The organism is Pseudomonas sp. CYM-20-01 (assembly GCF_023169845.1).
In the GTDB taxonomy this organism is placed as follows: domain Bacteria; phylum Pseudomonadota; class Gammaproteobacteria; order Pseudomonadales; family Pseudomonadaceae; genus Aquipseudomonas; species Aquipseudomonas azotoformans.
In genome coordinates this window covers 5,671,999-5,690,134 of the sequence record NZ_AP025169.1, presented here as the reverse complement: position 1 = coordinate 5,690,134, position 18,136 = coordinate 5,671,999, and the positions used below count along the sequence as shown (strand labels likewise).

Sequence of the window (18,136 nt, the reverse complement as noted above, 5' to 3'; positions counted from 1 at the left end):
GTTGATTGGCCTCGTCATCGGTTAGACTGGCCGCCTTTCCCTGTCTCTAGAAGCCCGTTCATGGCCCAGCCGTCCACGACCTACAAATTCGAACTCAACCTCACCGACCTCGATCGCTCGGTGTACGAGAGCGTCAAACAGACCATCGCCCGCCACCCGTCGGAAACCGAAGAGCGCATGACCGTGCGTCTGCTGGCCTACGCCCTCTGGTACAACGAGCAGTTGTCGTTCGGACGTGGCCTATCAGATGTAGACGAGCCAGCCTTGTGGGAAAAAAGCCTGGATGACCGGGTGTTGCACTGGATCGAAGTCGGCCAGCCCGATGCGGACCGCCTCACCTGGTGCTCGCGCCGCACTGAACGCACCAGCCTGCTGGCCTACGGCAGCCTGCGTGTGTGGGAAGGCAAGGTGGTGCCGGTGGCGAACAACCTGAAAAACGTACACATCGCCGCCGTGCCGCAGGAAGTCCTTGAGACCCTGGCCAAGGACATGCCGCGTGTTATCAAGTGGGATGTGATGATCAGCGAAGGCACGATCTTCGTCACCGACGACCGCGGCCAGCATGAAGTGCAGTTGCAGTGGCTGGTTGGCGAACGCGGTTGATTGGATCGCCGCCGGTCACCTGTTTTATTTCCGTATCAGAAGAGAAGTATCCGTCACCCCATGCGTATCGATCCCCGCCCGTTGCCCGCCGTCCTGCCGTTTCTTGGTGAATTGCCGCCGCTGTTGACCCGTCTTTACGCCGCGCGCGGGGTACAGTCCGAGGCCGAACTGGATAAAAGCCTGGCGCGGTTGATTCCCTACCAGCAGCTCAAGGGCATCGACGCGGCGGTCGACCTGCTGGTGACGGCGTTGGAGCAACGCCAGCGCATCCTCATTGTCGGTGACTTCGACGCCGACGGCGCCACCGCCAGCACCGTGGGCACCTTGGGCCTGCGCCTGCTCGGTGCGGCCCATGTCGATTACCTGGTGCCCAACCGTTTCGAATACGGCTACGGCCTGACCCCGGAAATCGTCGCCGTTGCCTTGCAGCGCGAGCCGCAGTTGCTCATTACCGTGGACAATGGCATCTCCAGCGTCGAAGGCGTGGCAGCGGCGAAAGCGGCGGGGTTGCAGGTGCTGGTGACCGACCACCACTTGCCCGGCGACGAGTTGCCGGCGGCGGATGCCATCGTCAACCCGAACCAGCCGGGCTGTGAATTCCCGAGCAAGGCGCTGGCTGGCGTGGGCGTGATCTTCTACGTGCTGATGGCCTTGCGTGCGCGCCTGCGCAGTTTGGGCTGGTACGAGAACAAGCCACAGCCAAACATCGGCGAGTTGCTCGACCTGGTCGCCCTGGGCAGCGTCGCTGACGTAGTGCCCCTGGACGCCAACAACCGCATCCTGGTGCATCAGGGGCTGGAACGTATCCGCGCCGGTCGTGCACGGCCGGGGATCAAGGCGATCCTGGAAGTGGCCAAGCGCGACGCCGCGCGTATCACCTCCACCGACCTGGGGTTTATCCTCGGGCCGCGTTTGAACGCCGCCGGGCGCCTGGATGACATGAGCCTGGGCATCGAATGCCTGCTCACCACCGATGTGGCGGCTGCCCGTGAAATGGCCGCGCAACTGGATGGCATGAACCAGGACCGCAAATCCATCGAACAAGGCATGCAGCGCGAGGCCCTGGCCCAGCTCAAGGACTTGCCGGTGGAGTCGATGCCCTACGGTTTGTGCCTGTTCGACCCGGAATGGCACCAAGGTGTGATTGGGATTCTGGCGTCGCGCATGAAAGAGCGCTACTTCCGCCCGACCATTGCCTTCGCCGACGCTGGCGACGGTTTGCTCAAGGGCTCTGGGCGCTCTGTGCAGGGTTTTCATATCCGTGATGCCCTGGCGGTGGTCGCCAGCCAGCATCCGAACCTGATCAGCAAATACGGCGGTCACGCGATGGCGGCCGGGCTGACATTACCCGAGGAAAACTTTCCGCTGTTTGCCGAAGCCTTCGATGCCGAAGTGCGTCGGCAACTGCGCGAAGAAGACCTGACCGGTCGTCTGCTGTCAGACGGCACACTGGCGGTGGAAGAGTTTCACTTGGAACTGGCCCGCGCGTTGCGACATGCCGGGCCATGGGGGCAGCACTTTCCGGAGCCGTTGTTCCACGGCGTGTTTCAGTTGGTGGAGCAGCGCGTGGTGGGCGAGCGGCACTTGAAGGTCGTGCTCAAGAGCGAATGCGGCTCGGTGAAGCTCGATGGCATTGCGTTTGGGGTGGACCGGGAGATCTGGCCGAACCCGACGGTGCGCTGGGTGGAGCTGGCCTACAAGCTGGATGTGAACGAGTTTCGCGGGAATGAAACCGTGCAGTTGATGATTGCGCATATCGAACCGCGCTGAATCTAAACAACATTGCAAATATAAATGTGGGAGGGGGCTTGCCCCCGATAGCGGCACTTCAGTCAGCTTATCTGTAGCTGACCCACCGCCATCGGGGGCAAGCCCCCTCCCACATTTTAAGCCATGTAATAGCTGGAGTTACTCGGCTTTATCCTTGGCCTGGTGCTTCACGATGATATCCACCAACCGCTTGGCCAGCGCCGGGTAGTTCTCATCGAAGTGATGCCCACCTGGCAGCTTGACGGCTTCACCTACGGCCGTCTTGTCCGTGCAGCCACTCTCGTCGACTTCTTCGGCGCCGTAGATGCACACCACTTTGTCAGCCGGCAGCTTGGCCATTTCCGGGCCGGTGGCGGCTTCTTTGCCCGCGTTGCCCAGCCAGCCTTCCACTTCAATTTCAAAGCTGCCAGTACGTGCAAACGCCAGCAGGATGATTGCGTCCACACGCTGCTGCTCGTTCTCCGGCAGGCGATTGTAGATGGCTGGCAATACATCGGCACCGAACGAATAGCCGGTCAGTACGAAGCGCTTGGTGCCCCATTTCTGACGGTAGTGCTGCATCAGCTCGGTAAGGTCCTTGGCGCTTTGTTCCGGGGTTTTGTGCTGCCAGTAGTAGCGCAGCGTGTCGATGCCCACCACCGGGTAGCCGATCTTGGCCATCTCGCCAGCCACATCACGGTCGAGGTCGCGCCAGCCGCCGTCGCCGGACAGGAACAGGGTGACAGTGTCCTTGGCCTGGCCGGCCGGTACTTCAACCACCGGAATCGCCAGGCCGCCGTTGTCCGAGCCCACCAGTTGCTTGCGCAACTCGTTGTTCAGCACTTGCGGGTAATGAATGTCGTAGTCACTGATGCTGGTGGTGGCACGCGGTGTGTCACGGACGAAACTGGCGGCGTCATCCTCAGGGTTGTCGTTCCAGGCCACCAGCCAGTTGCCGTGGGCGGAGGTTTTCGGCAGCGGGTCGGTGCAGCCTGGCTGGGTCATGGCGAAGCCGACGGAGATGGCGTTGGCCTTGTCGTCGGTCTGTGCCGCCAGCCAGCGCCAGGCCAGGCTTGCACCGGGGCCGATGCCACTAACCAGCGTCGCCGGGCCCTTGAGCTGGCCCAGGGCGCCTTGCAGCGCTTGTTCCTGCAGCTTGCAGTCATCCTTGGGCAGGACCACCTGGACAATCTGCGCCTTGCCGCCTTGGCTCAGGGCAATCAACTGGCTGTCGGTCAGGGTTTCATCGGCCATTACGGCCACGGCCACGCGGGCTTTCGGCGTGCCGTTGGGGGTCACCCGGGTCATGACCGAACCGTCGGCCTGGGGCAGTTGCTCCAGCACCGGTTGTGGGGCAGGGCGGTTCCAGTACCAATAGCCGCCACCCAGGATCAGGGCGAGCAGCACTACAAAGGCCAATACATACCGCCAGGAGCGTCGAATCATCAGCGTTTCACCAATCCAGTCAAGCCGCCCGCGATCAGGGCGGCGGTATCGGCCAGTGCCACCAGCGGATCAAGTCCTGCGGGCACGGCCATGTAACGGGGTTCCCAGTCAGGCTGGAACTTGTCTTTGAAGCGGCGCAAACCTTGGAAGTTATACAGTTGCTCGCCACGGCGGAACACCATCGAGCCCAGGCGTTGGGTCAGCGGTGCGCCGCGTCGTGGTTGCAGGCCCGACAACGGCACCATGCCGAGGCTGAAGCGGGCGTAGCCGTGACTCTTATAATGTTGAATCAGGCCGACCATCATGAATTCCATGGTCAGCTTGGGCGCGTCCGGGTGGGCGCGCATCAGGTCGAGACTGGCCAGGTCATGGTTGTAGGTCTCGAGCAGGTTGGCGAAGGCCACCGGGCGCCCTTCGAAGCGAATGATCGCTATGCGGAAGTGCTTGAGGTAGTCGTCGCTGAAGCGTCCCAGGGAAAAGCCCTTTTCCCGCACGTTCTTGCCGGTCAGCCAGGCATCGGAGATCACCTTGAGCTCGTCCATCGGCGCGGTGCCCGGTTCGCAGATCTCCAGGGACAGGCCGTCCCGCGAGCCACGGTTCCAGGTGTAGCGCAGGTCCTTCATCTCTTTGCCCTTGGCTTCCAGGTCAAAGCGTTTCAGGTCGACGCGGGCTTCTTCGCCCAGCTTGATCGCGGTGAGGCCGATGTCCATGTAGTACGGCAGGTTCTCCGCACGCACCTGGTAGAACACCGGGCGGGCGTGGTGGATGTCGCACAGGTCACGGAACTGCCAGATCATCTCGGCGCGGGGTTGGGTTGGCCCGATTGGGTCGTACAAGGCCACCAGGCTGCGACCGCGACGGGCGTACATCAGGAAGGCTTCGTCGTTGGGGTGGAACAGCAGCGCCTTGTCGCCGGTGAGCGCCAGGCCGCCGTCGGGCTGTGAAGAGGCCATCAGGATTTTGCTGGCGCGCTCCAGTTCATCGGGTGTCGGCAAATGGATCACCGGGCGCGCGGTACGCAGCAGCCAGGTCAGGGACACGATCACCAGCAACACGGCGGCGCCGAGCAGCGAGCGCAGGCCACGGGGGGCGTTGGCGTCCAGGGTGAACTGCCACCACAGCTGATGGCTGTACGGTACGTCCTGATAGGCGAACAGCAACAGCCAGATCGACGCCCCGAGCACGCAGACACTGGCCACCAGGTACAGCGGCGAGAACGGCAGCTCGGTAAGGCGGCTGGCGCGATAGAACGAGCGTCGGAAGATCGCCAGCAGGATCGCGGTCATGGTCATCAGGCTGGCTTCTTCCCAGTCGAAGCCTTTGAGCAGCGAGAGCAGGGCGCCCGCCAGCAAGAGCACCATGGTCAGCATCCAGGCGGCCGACAGGCGTCGACGCAGGCCTTGGGCCAGCAGCAGGCACAACACGCCGATCAGGCTGGCGCCAAAGTGCGAGGCGTCAATCAGGCGGTGGGGAATCAGGAAGCCGATGTTTTCCAGGCGCGAGTCGATTTCGGGCGTGGCGCCAGAGAACAGCAGGACCACGCCGGACAGAAAAACCAGGACGGCCAGTACTGGCGCCGCCAGCCCCGAGGCGACCCGCAGGCTTTGCTGGGTCTGGAACAGGCGCTGCGCTTCGTTGACCAGCAGGAACACGCAGGCGATCAGCAGGGGCAGCACCACGTAGATCATGCGGTACAGCAGCAGGGCGGCGGCCAGTGGCGCGGCGCCCAGTTTGTCGGCGAAGGCTGCCAGCAGGATCGCTTCGAATACACCCACACCGCCCGGTACATGGCTGAGTACACCGGCGGCCAGCGCCAGCAGGTACACGAGCAGGAAGGGGCCGAAGGGCGGAGCCTCGGGCAACAGCATATAAAGGACGGTCGCGGCGGCGGCAACGTCCAGTGCGGTAATGATCAGTTGCAGGAAGGTCAGGCGACGGCCCGGCAGGCGCAAGGTGCGGCGGCCGGCTTTGACCAACAGGTTGTCCGGGTAGGGTTGCTCCGGCAGGCGACGGCGATAAATGCCGATGCACAACACCGCCGACAACAGCAGCACCGCGCCGGCAATACCGCCCAGCACCGCTTGCGGTAAATGCAGGTAGGTCGATGCGGCGGGCAGGTTGCTCAGTGTTGCCAATGCAGCCAGTGGCGGCAGGGCAGTGCCCAGCGCCAGGCTGGCGAACACGGTCATATGGGCGACTTCGGATGCACCGATGCCATGGCGTGCATATAAACGGTAGCGTACCGATCCGCCGGAAAGCATCGACAGGCCAATGGCATTGCCGATGGCGAATGCGGTAAAGCCGCCAAGGGCCAGGGTCTTGGCGGGCAGGTTTACGCCGGCATAGCGGGCGCCGGAGAATTCATAGCCTAATAGAATGACAAAACCGGCAATGGCTGCGGCAAACGCACCGAGCAGGGCCGGCTTGGGCACTTCCAGGATCGAGTCGTGGAGGGCGTAGAGGTCCAGCTCCAGCAGCAGGTGGCGGCAGGCGATCAGGGCAATGGCAAACAGCAATAAGGTGACGGCCAGCCCGATAGGTTGCCGGTACTTGCTCACCAGATCCAGCCAGCGCAAGCGGGTGGGTGTGATCGGTTGTTCTGCTGTGACGGTGTCTTGTGGTTCAGACGAGTTGGCGCGCATCAATCACCTCGTGGATTGTGCGCGACAGGATGGAGGTATCCAGCCAAGTTACCAATCCCTATGGACAAAATAATTACAAATATTAACGCGTATCGCCGGGGGCGGCGACTGCGGCCATTGGTCGTAGAGGGCAGCGCTTGAGCATTGAGCATAGCTTGCAATGAGATGGACTCTACAAACCGCGTGCGGTTTCATGAAAGATGCCATGCCATTGTTTCAGAAGAACTTTTTCACCAGATACAAAAAAGGCCACTCTTTCGAGTAGCCTTTTTTGATGTTTGGTTGCGGGAGCCGGATTTGAACCGACGACCTTCGGGTTATGAGCCCGACGAGCTACCAGACTGCTCCATCCCGCGTCTGTGGGCGGCATTCTACAGTCCAGCGCCGAGGTGTCAACCGTTAATGAGCCGATGGGTCAAATAAGTGTGAATTAGCCGTTGAATGTCGGCCATGCACCGTAAGTGCGCGAAGGGCAAAGATTTTTTGTCTTACAATTTTCGTACAGGTCAAAACAGGCAGGCACAAAAAAGGCCACTCTTTCGAGTAGCCTTTTTTGATGTTTGGTTGCGGGAGCCGGATTTGAACCGACGACCTTCGGGTTATGAGCCCGACGAGCTACCAGACTGCTCCATCCCGCGTCTGTGTGTCGGCATTCTACAGAGGAACGCCGGTGTGTCAACCTGTGAATTAAAGAAAAGCGCTTGTGGTTCAATCGCTTAGCTCTCCATAAAGGCCTCTTGATACCCCGCGAGCCCAGTCTGGCCGAGGCTTTCAGCTCTATCGGAAGGCCAAATCCGATTGAGAAAATAAATTCATCCTGGAATTTTCCTACCGCTTGAGCGGAAGATTCAAACTACTGGTGCTATATACAGGTGTGAATGCGATACTGGCCACCCGTAGGTACACACCCCGTTTATATGACGCAGCGCAAAATCATCCACGTCGACTGTGATTGCTTCTACGCCGCCATCGAGATGCGCGATGACCCGAGCCTGGCGCAAAAACCGCTGGCGGTGGGCGGCTCGGCGGACCGGCGCGGCGTGATTGCCACCTGCAACTACGAGGCGCGCGCCTATGGCGTGCGCTCGGCCATGTCGTCGCGGCATGCCTTGAAGCTGTGCCCGGACCTGACCATCGTCAAGCCACGCATGGACGCCTACAAGGAAGCCTCGAAGGAAATCCAGACGATCTTTCGCGACTACACCGACCTGATCGAACCGCTATCGTTGGACGAGGCTTACCTGGATGTGTCCGACAGCCCGCACTTTGGCGGCAGCGCCACGCGCATCGCCCAGGACATTCGTCGCCGTGTCTCCAACCAACTGCACATCACCGTGTCCGCAGGCGTGGCGCCGAACAAGTTCCTGGCCAAGATCGCCAGCGACTGGAAGAAACCCAACGGCCTGTTTGTGATTACCCCGGACCAGGTCGAAGACTTTGTCTCACAGTTGCGGGTCAGCAAGTTGCACGGTGTGGGCAAGGTCACGGCCGATAAACTGGCACGCCTGGGCATCGAAGACTGCCTGCAACTGCGCGAGTGGAACAAGCTGGCGCTGGTGCGCGAATTCGGCAGTTTTGGCGAGCGGCTGTGGAGCCTGGCGCGTGGGATTGATGACCGTGTGGTGCAGAACGACAGTCGCCGACAATCGATCAGTGTGGAAAATACCTATGACGTGGACCTGCCGGACCTCTCAAGCTGCCTGGCCAAACTTCCCGAACTGATGGAAACCCTGGCCGGGCGCATGGCGCGCATCGATAGCAGTTACAGGGCGGGCAAGCCGTTCGTGAAGGTGAAGTTTCATGACTTTACCCAGACCACACTGGAACAGGCTGGGGCAGGGCGGGATCTGGAGAGTTATCAACAGCTGCTGACGCAGGCGTTCAACCGCGGAGGCAAGCCGGTGCGCTTGTTGGGGATTGGTGTGCGGTTGTTGGACCTGAGCAATGGCAACGAGCAGCTCGAATTTTCCTGGTAAAAATCGGGAGCAAATGTGGGAGGGGGCTTGCCCCCTCACACATTTGACCGGCAACAATTTGAGGGGCTCAGCGTGCGCCGGGATCTGCGACTAGCCGCCCCGCATCCTTGGTCAGCGCCTGCAGAAACTCTTGCTGCAACTCGGGATCATTGCGCGTCAGTTCGATCAGGCTTTGCTCCAGCTCACTGGCCTCTTCTTCCAGGCCCAGCTCCGACAAGCGCTTGACCCGGTGCACCCACTGGCTGACTTCATCGTCTTCCAGATCGTCGTAGATCAAACCGTGGGCTTCGAGCAACTTGCCGCGCAGGGTGTTGCTGATCGCCAGGGTCGAGTCCGAATGCACATCGTCCTGGCCATCTTCCACGCTGATCTTCAAGGTGGTGACGCGGTTCAGGTCCTGCTCGGCAAATGGGCTGTCCAACAGGTTCAGGCGCAGGACGCCGTTGCGGTCGGTGGTCAGCTCATGGGTCTGCTTGCCGGCGGTGACCTGCACCGGGCGCTCGCTCCAGGGCAGGCTCGAATACTCCACGCGCTTGTCGCGCTGGACTTCATCGATACCCGCCAGGTTCTGTTGTGCACGGCCGTGGGATTGCACGTTCATGAACGGGTTGAGGCCGTCCACGCCATAGGTCAGCCAGTCATGGGTCATGCTGGTCGGCAGGTGGCCGAGGGCGAAGATATTCGCCACGTTGGCACCCGCGCCCGCCACCAGGGCAACCGCACCCAATGGCATCTCGTAGAGCTTGCGCCAGGGCTGGTAGGGGGTATAGCGGTCGTAACGACGGGTGACTTCGAACTCGGTGACCTCGAAGGTCTTCTGCTCGTGAATGCGAACCCGGCGTTGCGGCAGCTCCAGCACTTTGGGCTCGCCTACATCGATCTGCAGGCTGTGGTCGAGCAACTTACGCTCGACTCGCTCTTCGTGCTCACTGCGTTGCGACATCTGGTTGGCGCAGCCGCTGACCAGCAGGGCGCCGCACAAGGCGGCGCCCCCCAGGGCTCTGGTGTTTCGCTTGAACATGACTTCTCTTGATCTGGTTTTCAGCGACGAATACGCGCCTGAAGGAAAGACAGCACGTCAGCCACCGGCAACGGTTGGGCTTCGGCTTCGGTCCGGCTCTTGTATTCCAGATTGCCATCCGCCAGGCCGCGGTCACTGACCACGATCCGGTGCGGGATGCCAATCAGTTCCATGTCGGCGAACTTGATGCCCGGGCTGGTTTTCTTGTCCCGGTCATCCAGCAGCACTTCAAAACCAGCAGCCGTCAATTCGGCATACAGCTTGTCGGTGGCTTCGCGTACTTGCTCGGTTTCATAACGCAGCGGCACCAGGGCGACCTGGAACGGCGCCAGGGCGTCACTCCAGATGATGCCTTTGTCATCGTTGTTCTGCTCGATGGCAGCGGCAACCACGCGGGATACGCCAATGCCGTAGCAGCCCATGTCCAGGGTGATCGGCTTGCCGTTCTCGCCCAGCACTTCGCACTTCATCGCCTTGCTGTACTTGTTGCCCAGCTGGAAGATGTGCCCGACTTCGATGCCGCGCTTGATTTCCAGGGTGCCCTTGCCGTCCGGGCTTGGGTCGCCAGCTACCACGTTACGCAGGTCGGCCACGGTCGGCACCGGCAGGTCACGTTCCCAGTTCACGCCGAAGTAGTGCTTGTCGTCGATGTTCGCGCCGATACCGAAGTCGCTCATCAGCTCGACCGAACGGTCGATGATGATCGGCAGCGGCAGGTTCAGCGGGCCGAGCGAACCGGCACCGGCGCCAATGGCGTCGCGCAGTTCGGCGTCGGTGGCCATGACCAGCGGGCTGGCCACGCCAGGTTGCTGGGCCGCCTTGATTTCGTTGAGCTCGTGATCGCCACGGATCACCAGGGCAATCAGCTTGCCTTCTTCCTCGGCACGCACGATCAGGGTCTTGATGGTCTTTTCAATCGGCAGATTGAATTTTTCCACCAGGGCCGCGATGGTCTTGGTATCCGGCGTGTCCACCAGGCGCAGCTCTTCGGCCGGGGCTGGACGGGAAGTTTCCCGTGGCACGGCTTCGGCTTTCTCGATGTTCGCCGCGTAGTCGGAACCGTTGCTGAACACGATGTCGTCTTCGCCGGACTCGGCCAGCACGTGGAATTCGTGGGAGCCGGCGCCGCCGATGGAGCCGTTGTCGGCTTCAACCGGGCGGAACTTCAAGCCCAGGCGCGTGAACACGTTGCAGTAGGCCTGGTGCATGCGGTCGTAGGTGACCTGCAAGGACGCTTGGTCAGCGTGGAACGAATAGGCATCCTTCATGATGAATTCGCGGCCGCGCATCAAGCCGAAGCGTGGGCGGATTTCGTCACGGAACTTGGTCTGGATCTGATACAGGTTCAGCGGCAGCTGCTTGTAGCTGCTCAGCTCGTTGCGCATCAGGTCGGTGATCACTTCTTCGTGGGTCGGGCCGGCGCAGAAATCGCGGCCATGGCGATCCTTGAAGCGCAGCAACTCAGGCCCGTACTCTTCCCAGCGCCCGGATTCCTGCCACAGTTCAGCCGGTTGGGTGCTCGGCATCAACACTTCCAGAGAGCCGGCGGCGTTCATTTCTTCACGAACGATGGCTTCGACCTTGCGCATCACCTTCAAGCCCATGGGCAGCCAGGTGTAGAGGCCGGAGGCCAGTTTGCGGATCATGCCGGCGCGCAGCATCAGCTGGTGGCTGATCACGACCGCGTCGGAAGGCGTTTCTTTCTGTGTGGCGAGCAAATATTGACTGGTACGCATGGTAGGCCGTTGTCGGTTGCTTGGACTTGAAATGACTTGGGATTGTACGGGCGCCGGCTGCTGGAGTACAGGCATCAGAACGCAGAGGGGTATGTGGGAGGGGGCTTGCCCCCGATAGCGGTGGATCAGTAACACATAAGCGCCTGACAACCTGCTATCGGGGGCAAGCCCCTCCCTCATTGTCAGTCTTCGGTCGGCGGACTCAACCGCGCCCGCCGATTTTCCTGGAACCAGTGCAACGCGATCAGGAACAGCGTCGGCACGCCCAGCAGGCAGGTGATCAGGAAGAAATTGTGATACCCGAACTTCTCCACCATCACCCCCGAATACCCGCCGATAAGGCGCGGCAGCAACAGCATGATCGAGCTGAGCAGGGCATATTGGGTGGCGGAGAACTTGAGGTTGGTCAGGCTCGACAGGTACGCCACGAACGCTGAGGTCGCCAGCCCTGAGCTGAAGTTATCCAGGGAAATGGTGAAGATCAGCATCTGCAGGTCCGGGCCCATGTCGGCGAGCATCACGAACAGCAGGTTGGTGCCAGCCGACGCCACGCCGCCGATGAACAGGATCGGCAGGATACCGAAGCGCACAATCAGCAGGCCGCCCATACCTGCACCCAGCAGGGTCATGATCAGGCCGAAGATCTTGCTGACGCCGGCGATCTGGTCCTTGGTGAAGCCCTGGTCGATGTAGAACACGTTGGCCATCACGCCCATCACGGTGTCGGACATGCGGTAGGTGGCGATCAGCCCCAACAACAGCAATGCCTGCCAGCGGTAACGCAGGATGAAGTCGTTGACCGGTGTCAGCACCGGCGCTAGACCCCGGCGACCCATGGCCGACAGGCACAGCGACGTGAGGGTTATATAGAGGATGGCGCGCAGGAAGGCGCGGTCTTCCATCAGCAGGTCCCACAGGCTCACGCCGTGGAATATCACGCTGCCGAAGTCCGTGTTGAACAACTGGGTAAACATCGCCGGTACCGATACCAGCAGCACGATCAGCACAAACACCGATGCCAGTTGGTGTACGAAGCTGTAGCGCCCGGCCTGCAACTGGGTGCGCAGTGGCACATCAGGTTCGCGCATGAACAGCGTGGTCAGCAGCGCCGGAATCATCAGTACGCCGAACAGCACGTAGGTGCCGGTCCAGGCCGAGTGCTTGTAGTTGAAACCGGTGGAGCCGAACCCTTCGGCAAAAAACAGTGCGCCTGCCGTAGCCAGCAGGGCGGCGATGCGATAACCGGACATGTAGCTGGCGGCCAGCGCGGCCTGGCGGCTGTCGTCGGCGATTTCCAGGCGGTAGGCGTCCACCGCGATGTCCTGGGTGGCGGAGGCGAAGGCGACGATGACGGCGATAGCGATCAGCCAGGACAAGTGTTTCTGTGGGTCGCAGAAACCCATGCCGATCAATCCGAGGATCACCAGCGACTGGGCCAGCACCAGCCAGGAACGGCGGCGTCCGAGTTTACCGAGCAGTGGCAGGCGCCATTGGTCGAGCAGCGGCGACCAGACCCATTTAAAGGCATACGCCAAACCGATCAGGCTCGCATAGCCGATGGTCTCGCGCGCCACACCGGCTTCGCGCAACCACACCGAAAGCGTCGAGAACACCAACATGTAAGGCAGACCGGCGGCAAAGCCGAGCAACAACAGGACTAACGTCGAAGGGCTGGCATAGGCAGCGAGCGCGGCGCGCCAGGTTTTACGGGGCATGGGCTGGAGTCTGCCTCAGATTTGCGGAAACAAAGCGCGCACTCTAACCGCTGTGCTCTACCGGGCGCCAGCCATGGCGCTGAATATCCACGCGATTGTTGCGGACCGTGACGCCTTCGTCGCGCAAACGCGCCCGTTGTTCGTCGCCTGAAGCACTGCCCACCGGCAGACTTATCCGACCACCGGCACCCAGCACACGGTGCCACGGCAGCCTGGTGTCTTCAGGCAGTTGGCTCAACGTACGACCCACCCAGCGCGCAGCACGGCCGAGGCCCGCCAGGTGAGCCAGCTCGCCGTAACTCACCACGCAGCCTGGTGGCACTTGTGCCAGGGTCAGGTACAGCGCAGTACGGCGCATCTCGGCAGGGCTTTGCGGCGACTCGGCTGGTTGATTCATTGCGCGGCTATCCGTTGAAATCGTCGGCATTTTTGTAAGAAACGTCTGTAAACATGGCGATGAGCATTGAACTCGACCCCGATACTTGAGTCAGTCCTAGCTATCTAACACGATAATGCCTCCTTTTCGCCAACCTTGAGCCCCATACCCGCTTATGTTGTCCAGAACCCTGCTGTGCCTTGCTGTTTTCAGCGCCTCCACGCCCTTGCTGGCCGACACCGTCTGGTTGAAGAACGGTGACCGCCTGACCGGCAAGATCAAAGTCTTCGATGGCGGCAAATTGCTGATCCAGACCGACTACGCCGGTGCCATCCCCGTGGACTGGAAGCAGGTGAAAACCCTGGAGAGCGACCAGGAATTATTGGTCAAACAGGACGCCTACACCGGCGAGAAGGCCAAGTCTCTGAAGGCAGCGGATGATGGCAAGGTGGTGCTGGCCAACGGCGAGGCGCCCAAGACGGTGGACTTGGCAAGCATCCAGCAGATCATCAAGCCCAAGCCGGTGATCGAAGACCTGGTGTGGAAGGGCAATGTCGACCTGGCGCTGGACTACAAGCGCGCCGAAAAAGACACCAACGACTACGACATCGACTTCAAGACCACGGCGCGGCATGGCCAGTGGCGCCACACCGGCCAGGGCGAATACAACCGTGAGTTCCAGGACGATGTCACCACCACCGACAACTGGGCCCTGGAATACGACCTGGACCGTTTCCTCACCGAGCATTGGTTCTGGCAGGGACGCTTGACCTACAAGCGCGACAAGGTCGAAGACCTGTCCCGCCAGCGCACCGTCGGCACCGGCCCCGGCTACCAGTTCTGGGATGATGAACTGGGCGCGTTCTCCCTCGGTTCGCTGGTCAACCGCACTGACTATGAATATGCCGAGGGTGGCAAAGACAACTTCTACTCGGTGGCCATGAAGTGGAACTACAACCGCTACCTGGTGGGCAAGACGGTTGAGTTCTTCACCAATGGTGAACTGGGCCGGCCGATTGATGGGCCCGTGGATTACTCCCTGGATGCGGAAATGGGCCTGCGCTACAAAGTCACCGAATGGGCCTCCCTCAACCTCAAGGCCGAGCGCGACATCATCAGCGGCGACTCCGAGAGCAGCCTGAGCAAGACCCGCTACACCGCTGGTTTCGGTGTGGCCTGGTAACACGGGCGCACAAAACCTGCTTGGCAACCTTTGCGGATATGATTACCTTGCGTTGAGATCCATTCCCATATGCCATGGGCGGCTGAATACCCGAGGAGTCATACGTTGAGCGCACAGGTTGCCAAGAACGCCCGAGAGCTGTTGCTCAAGGAATACCGTGGGGCTCTCTCCACTTTATCCAAAGCCATGCCTGGCTTCCCTTTCGGCTCGGTCGTACCGTATTGCCTCGACGAGCAGGGTCGCCCGTTGATCCTGATCAGCCGCATCGCACAGCACACCCATAACCTGCAGAAAGACCCCAAGTGTTCGTTGCTGGTCGGTGAGCGTGAGGCCGATGACGTGCAGGCCGTCGGGCGCCTGACCTACCTGGCCGAAGCGGAAAAGCTGGAGGAGGGCGCGGCCATCGAGGCGGCGGCCGAGCGTTACTACCGCTACTTCCCGGACTCCGCCAACTACCACAAGGCCCACGACTTCGACTTCTGGGTACTCAAGCCCGTACGCCACCGTTACATCGGTGGCTTTGGGGCGATTCACTGGATCGACCAGTTGAACCTGGCCAATCCGTTCGCCGGCAAGGCCGAGCGCAGCATGATCGAACACATGAACAGCGATCACACCAAGGCCATTGCCCATTACGTCGATCTCGGCGGTTTGCCGACTTCCGAGCCCGCTCAATTAGCCGGCATCGACAGCGAAGGCATGCACTTGCGTATCGGCCATTCCTTATATTGGTTGCCGTTTGCGGAGCCTTGCAACACGCCGACACAAGTACGCGAAGCCCTGGTTTCATTGGCCAATGCCGAGGCCTGGCCGAAAAAAGCCACTGCTGACGCTTGAATTCACGAAACGGCGACGTCATCTAAGGTGGACTGGCAAGGCATTCTTGCGTTGAGGAACCATTTGATGCGCCCTTTTTTATTGCTCTTTCTGCTGTTCCCGGTGTTGGAGCTGTTCGTATTCGTTCAAGTCAGCAGCGCGATCGGGTTTTTCCCGGCCCTGTTGCTGATCATTCTCGGCTCGATGCTCGGCGTGCTGGTGCTGCGCGTCGCCGGCCTGGCCACGGCGCTGCGTGCCCGTGAAAGCCTGAACCGTGGCGAGCTGCCCGCACAGACCATGCTTGAAGGCCTGATGATGGCCCTGGCCGGTGGCCTGTTGATCCTGCCGGGCTTCATCAGCGATGTGGTGGGTCTGGTGATGTTGCTGCCGTTCACCCGCAAGCTGCTGGCCAGCAAGATGCGCCAGCGCGCCGAAGAGGCGGCGATTCGCCAGCGAGCCTTTGCCGACGACCTGCAACCCCGTGGCGGACCGGCTCCACGCCAGCCGCTGGGGCGTGAAGGGGATGTGATCGAAGGCGAGTTCGAACACCGCGACAGCAAATAACCGCTTCATTGGCACGGCACCTTCGGGTGCCGTGTTGCTTTCAACCGTCGGCGCCTGCAAAAAATTTCCGTCGCGGCCCCTTGTAATAAGCTTATGCGCCCTTATGTAACGGTCACCGCAAGGTTTCTGGTGGCGACACCAGACAGACTTCCGCGTCTTGCTTGGCGAGGCGCGACCGGCACAGCCGGAATACAACCCGCCGGTACAGACACCGGCCGATGAAAAACACAATTAGGAGAGATCGACAATGAGCAAGCTTCGTCCTCTGCACGACCGCGTCGTAATCCGTCGCAGCGAAGAAGAAAAGAAAACCGCTGGCGGGATCGTTCTGCCAGGTTCGGCTGCTGAAAAAGCCAACCACGGTGTGATCGTCGCTGCTGGCCCAGGCAAGACCCTGGAAAACGGTGAAGTGCGTGCTCTGGCCGTTAAAGTCGGTGACAAGGTTGTATTCGGCCCTTACTCCGGCAGCAACACTGTGAAAATCGACGGCGAAGACCTGCTGGTCATGGCTGAGAACGAGATTCTCGCCGTACTGGAAGCGTAATTTCCCCGCTCATTTTCCCGTTACTCCAAAGTATTTAAGGATTATCGATCATGGCTGCTAAAGAAGTTAAATTTGGCGATTCCGCCCGCAAGAAAATGCTCACCGGTGTCAACATCCTGGCTGACGCAGTAAAAGCGACCCTGGGCCCGAAAGGCCGTAACGTGATCATCGAGAAGAGCTTCGGCGCTCCGACCATCACCAAGGACGGCGTTTCCGTCGCCAAAGAAATCGAACTGGAAGACCGTTTCGAAAACATGGGCGCGCAGCTGGTCAAAGACGTTGCCTCCCGTGCCAACGATGACGCAGGCGACGGCACCACCACCGCTACCGTCCTGGCCCAGGCGATCGTCAACGAAGGCTACAAGGCCGTTGCTGCCGGCATGAACCCGATGGACCTCAAGCGCGGCATCGACAAGGCGACCATCGCCATCGTTGCTGAGCTGAAAAACCTGTCCAAGCCATGCGCCGACACCAAGGCTATCGCTCAGGTAGGCACCATCTCCGCCAACTCCGACAGCTCCATCGGCGACATCATTGCCGAAGCCATGGAAAAAGTCGGTAAAGAAGGCGTGATCACCGTTGAAGAAGGCACTGGCCTGGAAAACGAACTGTCGGTTGTAGAAGGCATGCAGTTCGACCGTGGCTACCTGTCTCCGTACTTCGTCAACAAGCCGGAAACCATGGTTGCCGAGCTGGACAGCCCGCTGATCCTGCTGGTCGACAAGAAAATCTCCAACATCCGCGAAATGCTGCCCGTGCTGGAAGCCGTTGCCAAAGCCGGCCGCCCACTGCTGATCGTTTCCGAAGACGTTGAAGGCGAAGCCCTGGCGACGTTGGTTGTGAACAACATGCGTGGCATCGTTAAAGTCGCAGCCGTCAAGGCGCCAGGCTTCGGCGACCGTCGCAAGGCCATGCTGCAGGACATCGCCGTTCTGACCGGCGGTACCGTTATCTCCGAAGAAATCGGCCTGAGCCTGGAAAGCGCCACCCTGGAAAACCTGGGTAGCGCCAAGCGCGTGACCATCTCCAAGGAAGCCACCATCATCGTTGACGGTGCTGGCGTTGAGCAGGACATCCAGGCGCGCATCACTCAGATCCGTGCCCAGGTTGCCGAAACTTCCTCGGACTACGACCGTGAAAAACTGCAAGAGCGTCTGGCCAAGCTGTCTGGCGGCGTTGCAGTGATCAAGGTTGGCGCCGGTTCCGAAGTTGAAATGAAAGAGAAGAAAGCCCGCGTTGAAGACGCCCTGCACGCAACCCGTGCAGCCGTTGAAGAAGGCGTGGTACCTGGCGGTGGCGTTGCGCTGATCCGTGCTCTGGAAGCCCTGACCAACTTGACCGGCGACAACGCTGACCAGAACGTCGGTATCGCTGTGCTGCGTCGCGCTGTTGAAGCGCCACTGCGCCAGATCGCTGCCAACTCCGGCGACGAGCCAAGCGTTGTGGTCAATGAAGTCAAGAACGGCAAAGGTAACTACGGTTACAACGCTGCGACTGGCGTCTACGGCGACATGATCGAAATGGGCATCCTGGACCCAACCAAGGTGACTCGTTCCGCGCTGCAAGCTGCAGCTTCCATCGGCGGTCTGATCCTGACCACCGAAGCTGCAATTGCCGACAAGCCTAAGGCTGAAGGCGCAGCTGGCGGCGGTATGCCAGACATGGGCGGCATGGGTGGCATGGGCGGCATGATGTAAGCCAGCCTTACCCGGCTCATAAAAAACCCCGCCTGCAGTGATGCAGGCGGGGTTTTTTTATGCTTGGT

14 protein-coding genes and 2 tRNA genes are annotated in these 18,136 nt (G+C 60.7%); 8 read left to right on the top strand and 8 right to left on the bottom strand.

Annotation, left to right across the window (positions count from 1 at the left end; translation table 11 throughout):
• Positions 1–60: 60 nt before the first annotated feature.
• Together M2497_RS25825 and recJ are read left to right on the top strand one after the other, a co-directional pair.
• A complete protein-coding gene (locus tag M2497_RS25825) occupies positions 61–603 on the top strand; it encodes a YaeQ family protein (protein ID WP_032858231.1) in 543 nt (180 codons plus the stop codon).
• Between the two features lie 60 nt (positions 604–663).
• Positions 664–2,373 (top strand): single-stranded-DNA-specific exonuclease RecJ, encoded by a 1,710-nt coding sequence (recJ, locus tag M2497_RS25820; RefSeq protein WP_248484129.1) that lies wholly within the window; start codon positions 664–666, stop codon positions 2,371–2,373.
• 138 nt (positions 2,374–2,511) lie between these two features.
• Here recJ and M2497_RS25815 read toward each other — a convergent pair whose 3' ends face one another.
• From M2497_RS25815 to M2497_RS25800, 4 genes are all read right to left on the bottom strand, one after another.
• Entirely contained in the window at positions 2,512–3,798 is a 1,287-nt protein-coding gene (locus M2497_RS25815; RefSeq protein WP_248484127.1) for an AcvB/VirJ family lysyl-phosphatidylglycerol hydrolase, read from the bottom strand.
• Complete coding sequence (gene mprF, locus M2497_RS25810) at positions 3,798–6,440, bottom strand: bifunctional lysylphosphatidylglycerol flippase/synthetase MprF (protein WP_248484125.1); 2,643 nt, start codon at positions 6,438–6,440, stop codon at positions 3,798–3,800. The genes M2497_RS25815 and mprF overlap by 1 nt, the downstream gene beginning before the upstream one ends.
• A 279-nt stretch (positions 6,441–6,719) precedes the next feature.
• Positions 6,720–6,796: transfer RNA gene (locus tag M2497_RS25805), tRNA-Met, on the bottom strand.
• Between the two features lie 205 nt (positions 6,797–7,001).
• Positions 7,002–7,078, bottom strand: a tRNA-Met gene (locus M2497_RS25800).
• Positions 7,079–7,357: 279 nt separating this feature from the next.
• Here M2497_RS25800 and dinB point away from each other — a divergent pair.
• Entirely contained in the window at positions 7,358–8,416 is a 1,059-nt protein-coding gene (gene dinB, locus M2497_RS25795) for a DNA polymerase IV (RefSeq protein ID WP_064054577.1), read from the top strand.
• A 67-nt stretch (positions 8,417–8,483) separates the two neighbouring features.
• Here the strand turns inward: dinB and M2497_RS25790 are convergent, their stop codons facing one another.
• From M2497_RS25790 to M2497_RS25775, 4 genes are all read right to left on the bottom strand, one after another.
• Positions 8,484–9,437: a hypothetical protein gene (locus tag M2497_RS25790; RefSeq protein ID WP_248484123.1), complete on the bottom strand. Its 954-nt coding sequence runs from the start codon at positions 9,435–9,437 to the stop codon at positions 8,484–8,486.
• Between the two features lie 20 nt (positions 9,438–9,457).
• On the bottom strand, positions 9,458–11,173 hold the full coding sequence (locus tag M2497_RS25785; RefSeq protein WP_248484121.1) for a proline--tRNA ligase: 1,716 nt from the start codon (positions 11,171–11,173) through the stop codon (positions 9,458–9,460).
• Positions 11,174–11,355: 182 nt separating this feature from the next.
• Complete coding sequence (locus tag M2497_RS25780; protein WP_071489296.1) at positions 11,356–12,888, bottom strand: AmpG family muropeptide MFS transporter; 1,533 nt, start codon at positions 12,886–12,888, stop codon at positions 11,356–11,358.
• A 43-nt stretch (positions 12,889–12,931) separates the two neighbouring features.
• On the bottom strand, positions 12,932–13,315 hold the full coding sequence (locus tag M2497_RS25775; protein ID WP_240164080.1) for an MGMT family protein: 384 nt from the start codon (positions 13,313–13,315) through the stop codon (positions 12,932–12,934).
• A 124-nt stretch (positions 13,316–13,439) separates the two neighbouring features.
• Here M2497_RS25775 and M2497_RS25770 point away from each other — a divergent pair, with 124 nt between their 5' ends.
• The 5 genes from M2497_RS25770 (at position 13,440) to groL (ending at position 18,068) form a co-directional block, all read left to right on the top strand.
• Complete coding sequence (locus M2497_RS25770; protein ID WP_058423310.1) at positions 13,440–14,447, top strand: DUF481 domain-containing protein; 1,008 nt, start codon at positions 13,440–13,442, stop codon at positions 14,445–14,447.
• Between the two features lie 105 nt (positions 14,448–14,552).
• Positions 14,553–15,284 carry a DUF2470 domain-containing protein gene (locus tag M2497_RS25765; protein WP_248484119.1) on the top strand — a complete coding sequence of 244 codons (732 nt, stop codon included), beginning with the start codon at positions 14,553–14,555 and terminating at the stop codon, positions 15,282–15,284.
• Positions 15,285–15,350: 66 nt separating this feature from the next.
• On the top strand, positions 15,351–15,827 hold the full coding sequence (locus M2497_RS25760; protein WP_248484117.1) for an FxsA family protein: 477 nt from the start codon (positions 15,351–15,353) through the stop codon (positions 15,825–15,827).
• Positions 15,828–16,074: 247 nt separating this feature from the next.
• Positions 16,075–16,371, top strand: a complete 297-nt coding sequence (locus M2497_RS25755) for a co-chaperone GroES (RefSeq protein WP_071496483.1) — start codon at positions 16,075–16,077, stop codon at positions 16,369–16,371.
• A 50-nt stretch (positions 16,372–16,421) separates the two neighbouring features.
• Positions 16,422–18,068 carry a chaperonin GroEL gene (gene groL, locus M2497_RS25750; RefSeq protein ID WP_248484115.1) on the top strand — a complete coding sequence of 549 codons (1,647 nt, stop codon included), beginning with the start codon at positions 16,422–16,424 and terminating at the stop codon, positions 18,066–18,068.
• The last annotated feature ends 68 nt before the right edge of the window (positions 18,069–18,136 follow it).

What these genes read in the sequence shown, in the direction of transcription:
- M2497_RS25825 (WP_032858231.1), top strand. Translation starts at nt 61, where the DNA reads ATGGCCCAGCCGTCCACGACCTACAAATTCGAACTCAACCTCACCGAC.
- recJ (WP_248484129.1), top strand. Translation starts at nt 664, where the DNA reads ATGCGTATCGATCCCCGCCCGTTGCCCGCCGTCCTGCCGTTTCTTGGT.
- M2497_RS25815 (WP_248484127.1), bottom strand. Translation starts at nt 3,798, where the DNA reads ATGATTCGACGCTCCTGGCGGTATGTATTGGCCTTTGTAGTGCTGCTC.
- mprF (WP_248484125.1), bottom strand. Translation starts at nt 6,440, where the DNA reads ATGCGCGCCAACTCGTCTGAACCACAAGACACCGTCACAGCAGAACAA.
- dinB (WP_064054577.1), top strand. Translation starts at nt 7,358, where the DNA reads ATGACGCAGCGCAAAATCATCCACGTCGACTGTGATTGCTTCTACGCC.
- M2497_RS25790 (WP_248484123.1), bottom strand. Translation starts at nt 9,437, where the DNA reads ATGTTCAAGCGAAACACCAGAGCCCTGGGGGGCGCCGCCTTGTGCGGC.
- M2497_RS25785 (WP_248484121.1), bottom strand. Translation starts at nt 11,173, where the DNA reads ATGCGTACCAGTCAATATTTGCTCGCCACACAGAAAGAAACGCCTTCC.
- M2497_RS25780 (WP_071489296.1), bottom strand. Translation starts at nt 12,888, where the DNA reads ATGCCCCGTAAAACCTGGCGCGCCGCGCTCGCTGCCTATGCCAGCCCT.
- M2497_RS25775 (WP_240164080.1), bottom strand. Translation starts at nt 13,315, where the DNA reads ATGCCGACGATTTCAACGGATAGCCGCGCAATGAATCAACCAGCCGAG.
- M2497_RS25770 (WP_058423310.1), top strand. Translation starts at nt 13,440, where the DNA reads ATGTTGTCCAGAACCCTGCTGTGCCTTGCTGTTTTCAGCGCCTCCACG.
- M2497_RS25760 (WP_248484117.1), top strand. Translation starts at nt 15,351, where the DNA reads ATGCGCCCTTTTTTATTGCTCTTTCTGCTGTTCCCGGTGTTGGAGCTG.
- M2497_RS25755 (WP_071496483.1), top strand. Translation starts at nt 16,075, where the DNA reads ATGAGCAAGCTTCGTCCTCTGCACGACCGCGTCGTAATCCGTCGCAGC.
- groL (WP_248484115.1), top strand. Translation starts at nt 16,422, where the DNA reads ATGGCTGCTAAAGAAGTTAAATTTGGCGATTCCGCCCGCAAGAAAATG.